General features: G+C 70.2%; 9 protein-coding genes and 1 tRNA gene. 2 read left to right on the top strand and 8 right to left on the bottom strand.

Features of this window, described 5'->3' with window-relative positions; translation table 11 throughout:
- Window positions 1-28: 28 nt before the first annotated feature.
- Window positions 29-886, bottom strand: coding sequence for an inositol monophosphatase family protein (locus tag ACFY0P_RS42680; protein WP_388926511.1), 858 nt, complete (start codon window positions 884-886; stop codon window positions 29-31).
- 77 nt (window positions 887-963) lie between these two features.
- On the opposite strand from ACFY0P_RS42680, the gene ACFY0P_RS42675 reads away from it, so the two are divergent.
- Together ACFY0P_RS42675 and ACFY0P_RS42670 are read left to right on the top strand one after the other, a co-directional pair.
- Complete coding sequence (locus tag ACFY0P_RS42675) at window positions 964-1,731, top strand: transposase (RefSeq protein ID WP_388926508.1); 768 nt, start codon at window positions 964-966, stop codon at window positions 1,729-1,731.
- A 272-nt stretch (window positions 1,732-2,003) separates the two neighbouring features.
- Window positions 2,004-3,278: a hypothetical protein gene (locus ACFY0P_RS42670; protein WP_388926505.1), complete on the top strand. Its 1,275-nt coding sequence runs from the start codon at window positions 2,004-2,006 to the stop codon at window positions 3,276-3,278.
- A 448-nt stretch (window positions 3,279-3,726) separates the two neighbouring features.
- On the opposite strand, the gene ACFY0P_RS42665 is transcribed toward ACFY0P_RS42670, so the two are convergent.
- From ACFY0P_RS42665 to ACFY0P_RS42635, 7 genes are all read right to left on the bottom strand, one after another.
- Window positions 3,727-3,803: transfer RNA gene (locus ACFY0P_RS42665), tRNA-Thr, on the bottom strand.
- Between the two features lie 107 nt (window positions 3,804-3,910).
- Entirely contained in the window at window positions 3,911-5,527 is a 1,617-nt protein-coding gene (locus tag ACFY0P_RS42660) for an alpha/beta hydrolase (RefSeq protein WP_388926502.1), read from the bottom strand.
- A 109-nt stretch (window positions 5,528-5,636) separates the two neighbouring features.
- The gene (locus ACFY0P_RS42655) at window positions 5,637-6,842 is read right to left on the bottom strand and encodes a DNA polymerase III subunit delta' (protein WP_388926499.1); all 1,206 of its coding nucleotides are present in this window, start codon (window positions 6,840-6,842) and stop codon (window positions 5,637-5,639) included.
- Window positions 6,843-7,025: 183 nt separating this feature from the next.
- Window positions 7,026-10,316: a dTMP kinase gene (gene tmk / locus ACFY0P_RS42650; protein WP_388926496.1), complete on the bottom strand. Its 3,291-nt coding sequence runs from the start codon at window positions 10,314-10,316 to the stop codon at window positions 7,026-7,028.
- Window positions 10,317-10,520: 204 nt separating this feature from the next.
- Window positions 10,521-13,352, bottom strand: coding sequence for a type I DNA topoisomerase (gene topA / locus ACFY0P_RS42645; RefSeq protein ID WP_388926493.1), 2,832 nt, complete (start codon window positions 13,350-13,352; stop codon window positions 10,521-10,523).
- A gap of 255 nt (window positions 13,353-13,607) precedes the next feature.
- On the bottom strand, window positions 13,608-13,805 hold the full coding sequence (locus ACFY0P_RS42640; RefSeq protein WP_388926490.1) for a hypothetical protein: 198 nt from the start codon (window positions 13,803-13,805) through the stop codon (window positions 13,608-13,610).
- 352 nt (window positions 13,806-14,157) lie between these two features.
- A complete protein-coding gene (locus tag ACFY0P_RS42635; RefSeq protein ID WP_388926488.1) occupies window positions 14,158-15,687 on the bottom strand; it encodes a methyltransferase in 1,530 nt (509 codons plus the stop codon).
- Between the last annotated feature and the right edge of the window lie 126 nt (window positions 15,688-15,813).

The raw sequence follows: 15,813 nt of genomic DNA, 5'->3' as shown, positions 1-15,813 counted from the left end.
GCGGGGTAAAAAGGTCCTGGTTTGTGGGTCAGTTGGGGGGTTTGGCCAGGCCCAGGAGCTGCTGGTGGAGGCCGGGTCGGGCGAACAGAGCTGCGCCTGTGTCGGTTCGTCGCTGGCCGGAGAGGTCGCTGAAGGTGCCGCCGGCCTCCTCGACGATGGGGATCACAGCGGCAATGTCCCAGGGGCCGGCGCCCAGCAGCAGGAAGGCGTCGAGTTTTCCTGTCGCGACCAGGAGGGCTCCATGGCAGGTGCCGGATCCGGTGGATGGCTTGCTGGGTGGCAGCGTGGTGGGGTCCGCAGATGCCCAGTTGAGTGCGGGGAGCACGGTTGCGGTTCCTGCTGCCAGCTGGGCTGCGGCGGCGCGTTCGGCTTTGCTTAGCCGCGGTGGTGGAGGCCAGATTCCGATGGCGGCGTCCTTGGCGTTTCCTCCTGCCGTGAGCGTCAGCCGATGCGGCGGTGCTGACGGATCGGAGGGGCAGGGGCCCATCCAGGCCCCGGTGCCTGGCGTTGCCCACCAGCGGCGCCCGAGTGCGGGCGCGGAGACCATGCCCATGGTCACGGTGCCGTGTTCTTCCCGGGCGATGAGAGTGCTCCATTCCGGATCGCCCGCAATGAAGCTTGCCGTGCCGTCAATGGCGTCGATGATCCATCGGCGGCTGCTGCGCCCATGGGCGCCGAACTCTTCGCCCACGAACGCGTCGCCGGGATGCTCCGTACGAATCGACGCGCGCAGGACGCATTCGATCTCGCGGTCCGCGTCGGTGACCGGACTTCCGTCGCCCTTGTCCTCGGCACCCAGGTCGGGCGCGCGGAAGTAGCGCCGGGCGATCTCGTCCGCCTGATCCGCCAGTTGGTGCGCCAGCGTGAGGTCTGCTGAGTCCGTCATACCGCCCACTCTTCTCGCCGATACCCCCGTGATCAAGTCCCGGTCCAGGCGCGCGGGCTCGGTGAGACGATCAGCGCATGGCTGGTGTGATCACGGCGTCCGAGCCGTCCTGGATAACCCCGTTCACCGGCGTGAATCCGCGCCAGTTCCACAAGACAGTGACCGCGCTCCGGCGCGAGGGGGCCGAACTTGTCCGGCGCGGCCGGCCCTGGGGCCTTTCGCTGGAGGACCGGGTGCTGCTCGTCGCGGCCTACTGGCGCACGAACTTGACGATGCGCCAGCTCGCCCTGCTCTTTGGCATCTCCAAGTCCGCAACCGACCGAATCATCAACCAGATCGGCCCACTCCTCGCGTTGAAGCCCCGGCAACGCTTCACGAAGGGCACGGTGCTCATCGTGGACGGCACCCTGGTGCCCACCCGTGACCACACGATCGCCGAGCAGTCCAAGAACTATCGCTATTCCACCAACCACCAGGTTGTCATCGACGCCGACACCCGCCGGATCGTCGTGGTCGGCCAGCCACTTCCGGGCAACCGGAACGACTGCAGGGCATGGGCGGAATCCGGGGCCAAAGCCGCTGTCGGCAAGACGATGACGATCGCCGACGGCGGCTACCCCGGCACCGGACTGGTGATGCCGCACCGCCGCCGGGCCGGCGAAGAACTCCCCGACTGGAAACAGGAGCACAATCGCTCACACAAGCAAGTTCGCGCCCGCGTCGAGCACACCTTCGCCCGTATGAAGACCTGGAAGATCCTCCGCGACTGCCGGCTCAAGGGTGACGGCGTCCACCACGCCATGCTCGGCATCGCCCGGCTGCACAACCTCAACCTCGCCGGATAGGCGCGGCGGCCACCGGCCGAGCAGTCTTGGCTCCGTCGACTCGAAGATCAGTTACGGGACAAGCCTTTAGCTGGCCTTCAGACGCAGCCCCTTACAAGATTTGAATGAGCGCTCCGCCACCGGCCAAGCAGCAGTCAGATGCACACCAGCACTCACCTGACCCCTGTGTGGCGAGCTCCCGAAAACTGTAGGAAACTGGCTATGGATACAGCATCTTAAGTCGCTAACTCCCCTAAAACACCATAGGCTACTTGAGATTGGCGATATCCAAAATGACCACCGAAATGGAGAAGCTAGGCGCATTGCCGGGCTGCAGTGCCGAATGCACCGTGCGCCGCAGCGACGTATTTTGCGAGCACGGGAGTCTCCTGCCAAGGATTAATGGATATCTCCTCACCCTGTGTTCAATCGCCATTTACGGGGCCTACTTGACGTCGGCAGAACTGCGAAAAGCGATTCCCATTTTCCTTGCCTGGATGCTTATTGGTGCGGCTGCCGCATGCCTACCTCTATTCCGGGAGAAGGCATGGCGGGCGATTCTTGTGGGTTGGTGCGCCGTAAGCGGCGTAATTTGGGGCCTACAATACGCAGACGCTCTGGGCCGCCGCAACGCCGCGTTGATACTGGCAATATGCGTTACCGCGGCCTGGCTTTTCCGATTCCTCTCAGAGCTTTCCAATGATGCCCGAGGAGGACAGGTATCACCCAGCCGTCCAAACTTGCTCTGGATGTCGGTACCCTTCGGCGTAGCGTTGATTTTCTTCTCTGGATTCATCGAGGTGAGTTCCAGAGGTTCATCCAGGCTGCTTCCCTCGGACGCACGCGAAGCTGCTCCGTTCCTCCTTGCAATTGGCCTCATAAGCCTAGGCATCAACCTAATAACCCTGGCAGCGACGGCGCTTAGGCAAGCAGGAAGTTCGCCACCCCGCGCCCATGCAAGGACAATATCGGAGATCAAGAGGTCAAAGGCGCCCAGCAATTCCTTTGAACGAGTGCTAGTCACCGTGGAGGCGTGTACAGAGATAGCGATCCAGAAGCTGAGCAACACAATGAGACTCATCGTACACGCCTTCGTGCGGTATGCAGGTGCGCTGGTTGATGCAGCGATAATTTCCTACAATTTTCTCCTTCGTTACGGAATCACGGCCCTTCGCTTCACTGTGGTTCCGATCATCGGGCTCGCGGCGGCTAGCTCGCTTACCCTAAAAGGCACACAGGAAAACTTGCAATATCTTCTCAGTGGCGGCCTCATCAAGCTAGCAATTTCCATTAGCTACGCCCTACTTTCCGCCGCGGCACTGACGTGCGTGTGGGTAGCCATCTATCCGCAGCCGGTCAGGCAGTCGCTCGCATCGGCCGCACAATCAGCACGTAACGCCTCCCCGCCTCTCGCGGCCATTATTCTTCTAGGCGGATGGATAGTCGGATCCTATGGCACTTTCGGCCCGGGCCAAATCCACGTTGGCGAGCTAACCGTATTCCTCACTGTCATCTTTGGGCTCGCTATTGCCGTACACCTAATACTACGGCGTAAAGGAAAGAGGTGACCCAAAAAATCGCCCGGCCAACGCCTGTGGAGGACTCATAAGAGCTTCCAGCGCAGAACCCCGAAGCAGCACTCGAAGGACTACACGGCGCACGCCCGCGCGTGCTTGCACGAGGGGGAGATTGATTTGCCCTTCGCCCGCCGGACCGCCTCCCCTCGGCGCGCCAGGTGTACGTCGGCAGCCGACACACCGCCGGCAGCGCTGGGGGTCGACATGTCCTCGTCGCGAGAATCGTCCGGCCCACCCAGATCAGCCAGACTCGACGGACCGGCCGCATCCTCTCAACGGGCTTGCTGCTCAACATAGGCCCGCCCCATCCCTGGCCGGAGCCCTCGACTGAGACCAGAACTGAGACCAGGAGGTACCGCGCGGACCGCGCCCAGCGGCGTTGCCGGGTCCGCTGAACGACGAAAGGCCAGCTAGGAAGGGTCCTAGCTGGCCTTTCGGCTGGAGCCGCTTTCGGGATTCGAACCCGAGACCTACGCATTACGAGTGCGTTGCTCTGGCCATCTGAGCTAAAGCGGCGCGTCGCCCGCACTATGGTGCGATCAGCGACGTCGGTAAGTCTACACAGTTTCCGGGGGTGCTCCGTACACGCCCCGGAGCGGTGGCTCCGGGGCGGCCCACAGGGGCTATGAGCAGCGCTTTCCCTCCGGCGGTGGGGTGCCGTTGAGGAGGTAGGTGTTGATCGCGGAGTCGATGCAGGTGCTGCCCCGGCCGTAGGCGGTGTGGCCGTCGCCGACGTAGGTGAGGAGGCGGCCCGAGGAGAGCTGCTCGGCCAGGGACCGGGCCCAGGGGTAGGGGGTCGCCGGGTCGCGGGTGGTGCCGACCACGACGATGGGGGCGGCGCCCTTCGCCTCGATCCGGTGCGGCTCGCCCGTGGCCCGCACCGGCCAGTACGCGCAGTTCAGCGACGCCCACGCCAGGTTCGGGCCGAACACCGGGGACGCCTTCTCGAACTCGGGAAGTGCCTTCTCGACCTCCTCGGGGCTGGTGAAGGCGGGCGGCAGGTCCAGGCAGTTCACCGCGGCGTTGGCGAACATCAGGTTCGAGTAGCGGCCGTCGGGGTCCCGCTCGTAATAGCTGTCGGAGAGGGCCAGGAGACCCGCGCCGTCGTTGTCCTTCATCGCCGTGTGCAGGGCGTCGCGCAGTTGCTCCCACTCCGCCTGGTCGTACATCGCCGCGATCACGCCGGTCGTCGCGAGGGACTCGGTCAGCTTCCGGCCGTCCGGATCGCCGGTCGGGATGGGGTGTGCGTCCAGCTTCTGGAAGAACGTCTTGAGGTTGTCGGCGATCTGCGTGGGAGTGCTGCCCTTGTCGCCGAGCGGGCAGTCGGTGCGCTTCGCGCAGTCCCTGGCGAAGGACTGGAACGCCGTCTCGAAGCCCTCGGTCTGCTGGAGGTTCAGCTCGCGCGCGGACAGGGACGGGTTCATCGCGCCGTCCAGGACCATCCGGCCGACCCGTTCCGGGAAGAGGCCCGCGTAGGTCGCGCCGAGGAAGGTGCCGTACGACGCCCCCACGTAGTTCAGCTTCTGGTCGCCGAGCACCGCCCGCAGGATGTCCATGTCCCGGGCCGAGTCGACGGTGGAGACATGGCGCAGCAGCTGCGCCGAACGCTTCCCGCAGGCTTCCGCGAACGTCTTGAACTCCCCGACCAGCCGGTCCGTCTCCTTCTGGTCGTCGGGGGTCATGTCGGTCTCGGTGAACGTGTCCATCTGCGGCCCGTTCAGGCACTCGACGGGCTCGCTGCGGGCGACTCCGCGCGGGTCCACGGCGACCATGTCGTAGCGCGCCCGGACCTCGGCGGGGTAGCCGATGCCCGCGTACTGCTGGAGGTAGTCCACGGCCGAGCCACCCGGCCCGCCCGGGTTGACCAGCAGCGAGCCGAGCGGCTTCGTCTTGCCGGTCGCCTTCTTGCGGGCGACCGCCAGCCGGACGTCACCCGCGCCAGGATCGGCGTAGTCCAGCGGGGCCTTCATCGTCGCGCACTGAAAACCGGGGACGCCGCACTCGCGCCAGCTGAGCTTCTGGTCGTAGTACGGGGCCAGCGTGGACGGGGTCGAGCGGGGCAGCGCGGCCAGCTGGGCGGTGCCGGCCGACGTGGACGCCGACGTCGCCGTCGACGCGCCCCCCGCCGAGGAGCACCCGGAGGCGAGCAGGGCGGCGGCCGAGAGCAGGGCGGCCGCCATGGTCCGGGTGCGGGCCCGGGGTCGAATTCGGGTCTGGCGGGGGATTCGCCTGATGTGCATCAATCGAGCGTAACGCCGAGAAATGATCTCCGTGCCGTGCGTGGTGACTGTGGCTCGTACGGGTGACCCTGGTCAACGCCGTGCACGTCCAGCGCGCCGGATGTCGCCGTCAGCCCGCTCTGAGCGCCATCGTCATCGCCTCCACCGCCAGCAGCGGCGCCACGTTGCGGTCGAGGGCCTCCCGGCAGGCGCCGATCGCCTCGATCCGGCGCAGCGTGGCCTCGGGCGAACCGGCGCGGGCCAGCCGCTCCAGGGAGTCCTCGGCGTCCACGTTGGCGATCGCGACCCTGGAGCCCAGCTGGAGGGCGAGGACGTCGCGGTAGAAGCCGGTGAGGTCCGTGAGGGCGACGTCGAGGCTGTCGCGCTGGGTCCTGGTCCGGCGGCGCTTCTGCATGTCCTCCAGGTCCTTCATCACGCCCGCCGTGCCGCGCGGCAGCCGTCCGCCCTGGGCCGCGCCGAGCGCCGCCTTCAGCTCCTCGGTCTCCTTGCCGTCCATCTCCTCGGCCAGCTGCTTGGCGTCCTCCGCCGCCGCGTCCACCAGCTCCTGGGCCGCCTTCAGGCACGCGCCGATCTCGTCCAGCCGCAACGGCAGCTTCAGCACGGCCGCACGGCGCTCCCGGGCGGCCGGATCGGTGGCCAGCCGACGGGCCCGGTCGACGTGCCCCTGGGTGGCGCGGGCGGCGGCCGCGGCCACCTGGGGCTCGATGCCCTCGCGCCGGACGAGCATGTCAGCGACCGCCTCCACCGTGGGCGTGCGCAGGTTCAGGTGGCGGCAGCGGGAGCGGATCGTGGGCAGCACGTCCTCCAGCGAGGGCGCGCAGAGCAGCCAGACCGTGCGGGGGGCGGGCTCCTCGACGGCCTTGAGGACGGCGTTGGCCGACTTCTCGTTCAGCCGCTCGGCGTCCTCGACCAGGATGATCTGCCAGCGTCCGGTCGCCGGGGCCGTGTACGACTTGCGGACCGTGTCGCGCATGTCCTTGACCAGGATCTCGGCGCCGACGGCGGCGACCGTGGTGACGTCCGCATGGGTGCCGACCAGCGCGGTGTGACAGCCGTCGCAGAAGCCGCAGCCGGGGGCGCCGCCCAGGGCGCGGTCGGGGCTCACGCACTGGAGGGCGGCGGCGAAGGCCCGCGCCGTCTGGTTCCGGCCGGCGCCGGGCGGGCCGGTGAACAGCCAGGCATGCGTCATCTTCGACGATTCCGGGAGCGGCTGGTCGGTCGCGGCGGCGGTGACGAGGGCGTCGGCGTCCCGGGCGGCGGCGGTGAGCATCTCACTCACCCGCTCCTGCCCGACGAGGTCGTCCCACACGGTCATGGGTCACGCCGCCCTTTCGTCATGTCGCCGTACGTACCGGCTCGAAGATCCCGGCTCACCGGCTTCCGTGGTCGGAAGTCCGCCGGTCCTGCGGTCCGGTCTCCATTGTGCGGGTGCCCACTGACAACAGGGGCGGTGCCGGCCGGCATCCCGACCCGCACCGCCCCCGCCGCGCCTGAGCCCTCAGCCGCGCCGACCGCGGCCGCGGCGGCCCCGCTCGTCGTCGTACTCCGACTCCTCGTACGACCCCAGCAGCTCGTCCGCCAGTGACGGCAGGTCGTCCAGGGGGGTCTCCTCGGCCCAGTCCGGCCGGGGGCGCCGACGCGACTGGGCCGAACCGTCGGCGTCGACCTGCGGCAGCTCACGGGTGCGGCCCTCGGAGCCGTCGGGGTCCCCGCCCGACCGCTCGTCCCGGAAGAACCCGGGCGGCATCCGGTCCGCCGGGGCGTCGGAGGGAGCCACGGCATCATCACGCACGGGAGGCAGCACGGCGGTCTCGTCGGCCGCACCGGACGGCACCGACGGCAGTACGGCCGTCTCGTCCGCCGCCCCCACGGGAGGCAGCACCGCGGTCTCGTCAGCGGCGCCCGGCGGCACCGGCGGCAGCACCGCCGTCTCGTCCGCCGCCCCCGCAGGCCGCACCGGCGGCTGCGGCAGCTCCGCCGTCACCTCGGCGTCGGACTCGTGGGCCGCGGGTGCCTGCTCGTCCCGCACCGGGCGCAGCACCTTCGTCTCGTCGTCCCGGGCGTCCGGCTTGCGGTCCACGGCCTCCGGCCGCACCACCGGCGTCGGCATGGTCGTCGCCTCCGGTGTGACACCGGGAGCCGTCGGCTGCCGTGCAGCGGACTGCTGGGCGGCCATGTCGGCCGCTGCCGCCGCCTCCGCCGCGGCGCGGCGTGCCTGCTCGGCCTTGAGCAGCGCCTCCTCTGCCTTGCGCTGCTTCTCCAGACGCCGTTCCTCGGCCTCGGCGCGCAGCCGGGCCTCTTCCTCGGCCCGCTTGCGGCGCTGTTCCTCCTCGGCCTTGCGGCGGGCCTCGGCCTCCGCGCGGGCCTTCTCCTCGGCGAGCAGCCGGGCCTGCTCCTCCTCTGCCCGCTTGCGCGCCTCCTCGGCCCGCAGCCGGGCCTCCTCCGCCTGCCGTTCGGCCTCGCGGCGCTGCGCCTCCTCCAGCTCGCGGCGCTTGCGCTCCTCCTCCTCGGCACGGAGCTTGGCGAGCTGCTCCTGGCGCTCGCGCTCCAGGCGCTCCTCCTCGGCCTTGCGCGCGGCCTCTTCCTCGGCCTTGCGGCGGGCCTCCTCCTCGGCCTTCTTTCGGGCCTCCTCGGCCGCCTTGATCTCGGCCTCGGACAGCGGCAGCACCGTGTCGAGCCGGGCCCGGATGACGGTGGTGACCGACTCGGGTTCCTGACCGGCGTCGACGACCAGGTAGCGGCCGGGGTCGGAGGCGGCCAGCGTGAGGAAGCCGGCCCGCACGCGTGCGTGGAACTCGGCGGGCTCCGACTCCAGCCGGTCGGGCGCCTCGGTGAACCGCTCGCGGGCGGTCTCCGGCTCCACGTCCAGCAGGACGGTCAGGTGCGGGACAAGACCCGCGGTCGCCCAGCGGTTGATACGGGCGACCTCGGTCGGGGACAGGTCGCGGCCCGCGCCCTGGTAGGCGACGGAGGAGTCGATGTACCGGTCGGAGATGACGACCGCGCCGCGCTCCAGAGCGGGCCGGACGACCGTGTCGACGTGCTCCGCGCGGTCGGCGGCGTAGAGCAGGGCCTCCGCGCGGTGCGACAGACCGGCGGAGGAGACGTCGAGGAGGATCGAGCGCAGCCGCTTGCCCACCGGGGTGGCACCCGGCTCACGGGTGAGGACGACCTCGTGGCCCTTGGCGCGGATCCACTCCGCGAGGGCCTCGGCCTGGGTGGACTTCCCGGCGCCGTCGCCGCCCTCCAGGGCGATGAAGAAACCGTTGGCCGTGGGCGTCTGCGCCGGGTCGTCGCCACCGAGCAGCGCGTCCCGCAGGTCGTGCCGGAGCGGTACACCCGCGCGGTCGTCGACCTTGGCGAGCACCAGCGCGGCGACCGGCAGCAGCAGCGCGCCGACCAGCATCAGCGTGAACGCGGCGCCGCCGTGCGCGAACACGAACTTGCCGTTCTCCAGCCGGTGCGGCCCGATCAGCGCGGCCACCAGGGGGGCGATCAGCGCGCCGAGCGCTATGGCGACCCGGACCACCGCGTGCAGGTGCTCGGTCGTCCGCGCCCGGCGGAACTCCTCGGTCTCCTGGTCGAGCAGGGTGTGCCCGGTGTTGGCGGCCACGCCCGCACCGATGCCGGCCAGCGCGACGATCAGCAGGACGCTGGTGACGTCCGGGACCAGGCCCGCGGCGAGCAGGGCGATGCCGGTGAAGGCGATCGCCAGGAACAGCATGCGGCGGCGGGAGAGCGTCGGCAGCAGCGAGGGCGCCGTACGGATGCCGAGGGCGACCCCGCCGGTCAGGGCGAGCACCAGCAGGCCGTACAGCACCGGACCGCCGTGCAGCTCCCGGGCGTGCAGCACGGAGACGGCGACGGCGGCGGAGATCGCCCCGGCGACCGCGGCACAGGCCAGCACCAGGAGCGGGATGGCGCCGGTGCGGCCGGTGTCGGTGCCGGCGGCGGTCTTGGGGCGGCGCAGGCCCTCCAGCGGCGACCGCGCGCGGGGGGTGCGGGTGCCGGGCACCTCCAGGTAGACCAGGACCGAGAGGGAGGCGGCGAACAGGCCTGCGGCCACGTACGAGCCGAGGGCCGCCTGGTGCTGGGCGAACCAGGCGATGCCCGTGCCCAGCAGGTTGTTGATCAGCGATGCGCCGACCAGCGCGGCGGCCGCGAGCGGGACCGCCAGGAACGTCGTCCGCAGCGAGAGGCGACGCAGGGCGTCCAGGTGGTCGGGGAGCGGTCGTACCGTCGCGCCCTCCGGGGGCGGGGCGGGCAGCAGCGCGGGGGCCGCGCTCTCCCGGCAGACGGTCCAGAAACGTTCGGCGACTCCGGTGACGAACGCCGTCACCAGGACGAGCGTCAGGGCGTTCGCCGGGGTCCAGTCGATCCACAGGGGCGCGATGATCAGCAGAATCGTGCGCAGGCCGTCGGCTCCGACCATGGTCCAGCGACGGTCCAGCGGACCGTCCTGCGCGGTCAGCGTGGTGAGCGGGCCCAGCAGGACCGCACCGAAGAGCAGGGTGGCGAGAATGCGCACCCCGAAGACGACCGTCACCGCGAGCGCCGCACCGCGGTAGCCACCGCCGAACGAACCCTGGGCCACGGCTGCCTGGAGCGTGAGCACGACAAGCACCAGCAACGCCAGGCTGTCGCCGATCCCGCTCACGAGCTGGGCGCTCCACAACCGCCTCAGTTCGGGTCGGCGCAGCAGAGAGCGGACGGCACGCTCGCGGGAATCCGCTACCAGCGCGTCGTCCGGATCTGTCTGGGGGGCCGTTGGCTGCTCGGCTCGCGTCATGCTTTCAGCCTATCGGCAGCCGCCGACAGCCCGCCGCGACCGTCCACAGGTACACACGCCCCGACACCAAGTTGATGCCGGGGCGTGCACAATGCGAAGCCGATGTGAGGACTTGAGGGCGCCTGAGCCATCCTCGGACGACCACCCGCTCAGTCCTCCGCGGCCGTCTTGGCCCGCTCAGTCCTCCGCGGCGTCTTGGCCCGCTCAGTCCTCCGCGGCCGTCTTGGAGGCCGTCGCCTTCTTGGCGACCGTCTTCTTCGCGGCCGTCGTCGTCTTCGTGGCGGCGGTCTTCTTGGCCGCCGTCTTCTTCGCCGGGGCGGCCTTCTTGGCGGCCGCGGTCTTCTTCGCGGGCGCCTTCTTCGCCGTCTTCTTGGCGGGCGCCTTGGCCCGCTTCTCGGCGAGCAGCTCGTAGCCGCGCTCCGGGGTGATCTCCTCGACGCTGTCGCCGGAGCGCAGGGTCGCGTTGGTCTCCCCGTCGGTGACGTACGGCCCGAAGCGGCCGTCCTTCACCACCACCGGCTTCTCGCTGACCGGGTCGGTGCCCAGCTCCTTCAGCGGCGGCTTGGCGGCGGCCCGGCCGCGCTGCTTGGGCTGGGAGTAGATCTGCAGCGCCTCTTCGAGGGTGATCGTGAAGAGCTGGTCCTCGGAGGTGAGCGAGCGCGAGTCCGTGCCCTTCTTCAGGTACGGCCCGTAGCGCCCGTTCTGCGCGGTGATCTCCTGGCCCTCGGCGTCGGTGCCGACGACGCGCGGCAGCGACATCAGCCTGAGCGCGTCCTCCAGCGTGACCGTGTCCAGGGACATGGTCTTGAAGAGCGACGCGGTGCGCGGCTTGACCGCGTTCTTGCCGGTCTTCGGGGTGCCCTCGGGGAGCACCTCGGTGACGTACGGGCCGTAACGGCCGTCACGGGCGATGATCTGGTGGCCGGTCTCCGGGTCGGCGCCCAGTTCGAAGTCGCCGCTCGGCTTGGCGAGCAGCTCCTCCGCGAGTTCGACGGAGAGCTCGTCGGGGGCCAGGTCCTCCGGCACGTCCGCGCGCTGGTGGCCCTCGGAGTCCTTCTCGCCACGCTCGATGTACGGGCCGTAGCGGCCGACCCGCAGCACGATGCCGTTGCCCACCGGGAACGACGACACCTCGCGCGCGTCGATCGCGCCCAGGTCGGTCACCAGTTCCTTGAGGCCGCCGAGGTGGTCCCCGTCGCCGTTGCCGGCGTCGGCCGCGCCGCCCGCGGCCGTGCCTTCGCCCTCACCGAAGTAGAAACGCTTCAGCCACGGCACGGCCTGGGCCTGCCCGGCGGCGATGCGGTCGAGGTCGTCCTCCATCCGGGCGGTGAAGTCGTAGTCGACCAGCCGGCCGAAGTGCTTCTCCAGGAGGTTGACCACGGCGAAGCTCAGGAAGGAGGGCACCAGGGCCGTCCCCTTCTTGAACACGTATCCCCGGTCGAGGATCGTGCCGATGATCGACGCGTACGTCGACGGGCGGCCGATCTCGCGCTCTTCCAGCTCCTTGACCAGCGAGGCCTCGGTGTAGCGGGCCGGGGGCTTGGTGGCGTGCCCGTCGACCGTGATCTCCTCGGCGCTGAGCGCGTCGCCCTCGCCGACCTGGGGGAGCCGGCGCTCGCGGTCGTCCAGCTCGGCGTTCGGGTCGTCGGCGCCCTCGACGTAGGCCTTGAGGAAGCCGTGGAAGGTGATCGTCTTGCCGGAGGCGCTGAACTCCACGTCCCGGCCGTCGGAAGCGGTGCCACCGATCTTGACGGTCACGCTGTTGCCGGTCGCGTCCTTCATCTGGGAGGCGACGGTCCGCTTCCAGATCAGCTCGTAGAGCTTGAACTGGTCGCCGGTCAGGCCGGTCTCGGCGGGCGTGCGGAAACGATCACCCGAGGGGCGGATCGCCTCGTGCGCCTCCTGCGCGTTCTTGACCTTCGCGGCGTAGGTCCGCGGGGCGGAGGGCAGGTAGTCGGCGCCGTACAGCTGCGTGACCTGGGCGCGGGCGGCCGCGATCGCGGTGTCGCTCAGCGTGGTGGAGTCCGTACGCATGTACGTGATGTAGCCGTTCTCGTACAGCTTCTGCGCCACCTGCATGGTGGCCTTCGCGCCGAAGCCGAGCTTGCGCGAGGCCTCCTGCTGGAGCGTCGTCGTACGGAACGGGGCGTAGGGCGAGCGGCGGTACGGCTTGGACTCGACCGAGCGGACCGAGAACCGGGTGTTCTCCAGCGCGGCGGCGAGGGCGCGGGCGTTCGCCTCGTCGAGGTGGAGGGTGTTCGCGGTCTTCAGCTGCCCGAGCGAGTCGAAGTCACGGCCCTGGGCGACGCGCTTGCCGTCGACGGCCTGGAGGCGGGCGACCAGGGAGGACGGGTCGCTGGGGTCGCCTGCCCGGCCGGTCCCGAAGGTGCCGGTCAGGTCCCAGTACTCGGCGGACCGGAACGCGATGCGCTCGCGCTCCCGCTCCACCACGAGCCGGGTCGCCACGGACTGGACACGGCCGGCCGACAGGCGCGGCATGACCTTCTTCCACAGGACCGGCGAGACCTCGTAGCCGTAGAGGCGGTCGAGGATGCGGCGGGTCTCCTGGGCGTCGACGAGCTTCTGGTTGAGCTGGCGCGGGTTGGCGACGGCGGCCCGGATCGCGTCCTTGGTGATCTCGTGGAAGACCATCCGCTTGACGGGGATCTTCGGCTTGAGGACCTCCTGGAGGTGCCAGGCGATGGCCTCGCCCTCGCGGTCCTCATCGGTGGCGAGGAAGAGCTCGTCGGACTCCTTCAGCAGGTCCTTGAGCTTCTTGACCTGCGCCCTCTTGTCGGCGTTGATCACATAGATGGGCTGGAAGTCGTGCTCGACGTCCACGCCGAGGCGCCGGACCTCGCCGGTGTACTGCTCGGGCACCTCCGCGGCGCCGTTGGGAAGGTCACGGATGTGCCCGACGCTCGCTTCGACGACGTATCCGGGGCCCAGATAGCCCTTGATCGTCTTCGCCTTGGCAGGCGACTCGACGATGACGAGTCGGCGGCCGCCCTGTGCGGTCTCGCTGGTCGGGGACAACTTCGCTCTTCTCTCCGGTCGACGCTGGGGCCTCCCCAGGCCTTGCTCCCGGGGTCGTGGGACGGGCAGGGATGCCCGCTCACTTGGTGACGCTGCGGAGTGTGACGGTACATCCCGCCCCCGTGTCAAACGGGAAAAGCCCACAACGGCCACTCGAACGGTAACCCGACTACCGCCATTCCTGCCGCCCGGAGTCCCCGGTCGCCTTCTGGGCCCTGTCCGGAGTGTGACGCTCCGATCACCGGAGGGCTACCTTCAGAGGCGGGTCAGGCAGTACGCCCCGAGGCCCAGCGAGATCACCGCGGCGAGGCTGGCGAGGGTCGCCGATGCGACCTGACTCACACCCTGGGCGACGGGTTCGCCACGCCGGAGCCGGGTGCCAGTCCACACCAGCAGTGCGCCTCCGAACAGGGCGAACACCACCCCCGCGAAGATCGCCGGTGCGCTTTCCATGGCCCGCGCTCCCCTTCCCTGCTGCCCGTGACTGCCCAGCGCCCGGAGACTGGCACGTACGGGCGGCGCCCGGGAGGCCGACGGGCGAAATCGAGGTGAACGAGCGGCCGCCACATCCTCGAACATGCAATCGACGGACGAGCGGCGGACCGGCGATGGACCACAGGGCGAACCTTCCGGCCAGATTTTTCCGGCCTTTTTCTTCTCCCGGCGTGTCCCACAGGACCGCACACGGGTCCTCCCACGGTCCCCGCAAGGGTCCTCCCCGGCCCTCGCACGGGTCCTCCCACGGCCCTCGCACGAGTCCTCCCGCCGCCCTCGCACGAGTCGCCCGGGCACGTCTGCCGGTCCGTCAGACCGCCGGCTCCAGGAACCCCTGCTCCACCAGCAGCCGGATCTGGGCGGGCGTACGGTCGCGCAGCAACACCGGATCCTCGCCCGTCAGTTGCGCGATGGCGTCGAGAATCCGCCCCGCGCTCAGCGTGCCGTCGCACACCCCTGCGAACCCGGCGCCCACCGTGTCCACCTTGGTCGCGCGGCGCATCCCGCGGTGCTGGCGCAGCACCACGTGCTCCGGGTCCTCGGCGCCGGGCAGCCCGACCTGCTCCTGGACCACCTCGACGGCGAGCCTGAAGTGGCCTTCGAGGAGATCCGCGTCGTCGTGGCCACGGAGGTAGTCGAGGCGGTCGAAGTGCGCGCGGATCGTCTCGCCGAGCGGCTGTTCGATCGGATGCGGCCACTCCTCGACGGTGACGGAAGGCACAGCGGCCCCCGTCCTGCGCAGCGTGATCCAGCCGAATCCCACCCCCTTGACCTTGCGCGCCTCGAACTCGTCGAGCCACGCGTCGTACGCCGCCTGGTACTCCGCCGGGTCCCCGCGGTGGTCGCCGGAGTCCCTGAGCCACAGCTCGGCGTACTGGTTGACGTCCTGCACCTCGCGCTGCACGATCCACGCGTCGCAGCCACGCGGCACCCACGACCTGACCCTGTCCTGCCAGTCCTCCCCCGCAACGTGCTGCCAGTTGGCGAGGAACTGCGCGAACCCGCCCTCGTTCAGCCGCTCCCCGGCCTGTTGAACGAGTGAGCGGCACAGATCGTCCCCGCCCATCCCGCCGTCCCGGTAGGTCAGCCGGGCGCCCGGAGAGATCACGAACGGCGGGTTGGACACGATCAGGTCGTACGTCTCCTCCTGCTTGACCGGCTCGAACAGCGAGCCCTCGCGCAGGTCGGCCGCCGGTGCGCCGGAGAGTGCCAGCGTGAGCGCCGTGATGTGCAGCGCGCGCGGGTTGAGGTCGGTCGCCGTCACGCGCGTGGCGTGCTGGGCGGCGTGCAGCGCCTGGATCCCGGAGCCGGTGCCGAGGTCGAGGGCGGCGGCGACGGGGGTGCGGACGGTGATGCCGGCGAGGGTCGTGGACGCGCCGCCGACCCCGAGGACGACCCCTTCGTGTCGCCGACCGATGCCGCCCGCGCCGCCGACGGCACACCCGAGGTCGGAGACGATGAACCAGTCCTCGCCGTCGGGCCCGCCGTACGGCCGTACGTCCACGGTGGCCGCGACCTCGCCGCCGCCCACCCGGGTCAGCCAGCCGCTGTCCAGGAGGTCGCCGACAGGCAGGACGTCGGCCACGCGCGCGTGCGGCACGGGCTGCTGGAGGAGGAACAGCCGGACGAGAGTCTCCAGGGACGTGTCCCCGCGGGTCGCCCGCAGTGCGGGCACCGTCTCGCTGCGGGCCAGCGCCGCGTAGGCGGGCGCGCCGAGCAGGTCGAGCAGTCCGTCGGCGGTGAAGGAGGAGCCCAGCAGGGCGGTGCGCAGCCGGGCGGCGACGTCGGGGCGGTCGGAGGCGGGCAGGGTGGCGAGGCCGGAGTCAGTCACGCCCTCCATTGTGGCCCGCTGCCATGCCCGGCCGCGGGCTCAGCACACGGCCGTGGACCACCGGACTCCGCTCCGCACACGGCCGTGGACCACCGGCCTCCGCTCCGCACACGGCCGCGGACCACCGGACTCCGC

Source organism: Streptomyces sp. NPDC001714, from assembly GCF_042892755.1.
Lineage (GTDB): Bacteria > Actinomycetota > Actinomycetes > Streptomycetales > Streptomycetaceae > Streptomyces.
The sequence above is the reverse complement of the archived record's forward strand: the minus strand, read 5'-3'. Positions and strand labels throughout refer to the sequence as shown.

Coding starts and splice junctions, on each gene's coding strand:
- ACFY0P_RS42680 (WP_388926511.1), bottom strand. CDS start 886: ATGACGGACTCAGCAGACCTCACGCTGGCGCACCAACTGGCGGATCAG.
- ACFY0P_RS42675 (WP_388926508.1), top strand. CDS start 964: ATGGCTGGTGTGATCACGGCGTCCGAGCCGTCCTGGATAACCCCGTTC.
- ACFY0P_RS42670 (WP_388926505.1), top strand. CDS start 2,004: ATGACCACCGAAATGGAGAAGCTAGGCGCATTGCCGGGCTGCAGTGCC.
- ACFY0P_RS42660 (WP_388926502.1), bottom strand. CDS start 5,527: ATGCACATCAGGCGAATCCCCCGCCAGACCCGAATTCGACCCCGGGCC.
- ACFY0P_RS42655 (WP_388926499.1), bottom strand. CDS start 6,842: ATGACCGTGTGGGACGACCTCGTCGGGCAGGAGCGGGTGAGTGAGATG.
- tmk (WP_388926496.1), bottom strand. CDS start 10,316: ATGACGCGAGCCGAGCAGCCAACGGCCCCCCAGACAGATCCGGACGAC.
- ACFY0P_RS42640 (WP_388926490.1), bottom strand. CDS start 13,805: ATGGAAAGCGCACCGGCGATCTTCGCGGGGGTGGTGTTCGCCCTGTTC.
- ACFY0P_RS42635 (WP_388926488.1), bottom strand. CDS start 15,687: ATGGAGGGCGTGACTGACTCCGGCCTCGCCACCCTGCCCGCCTCCGAC.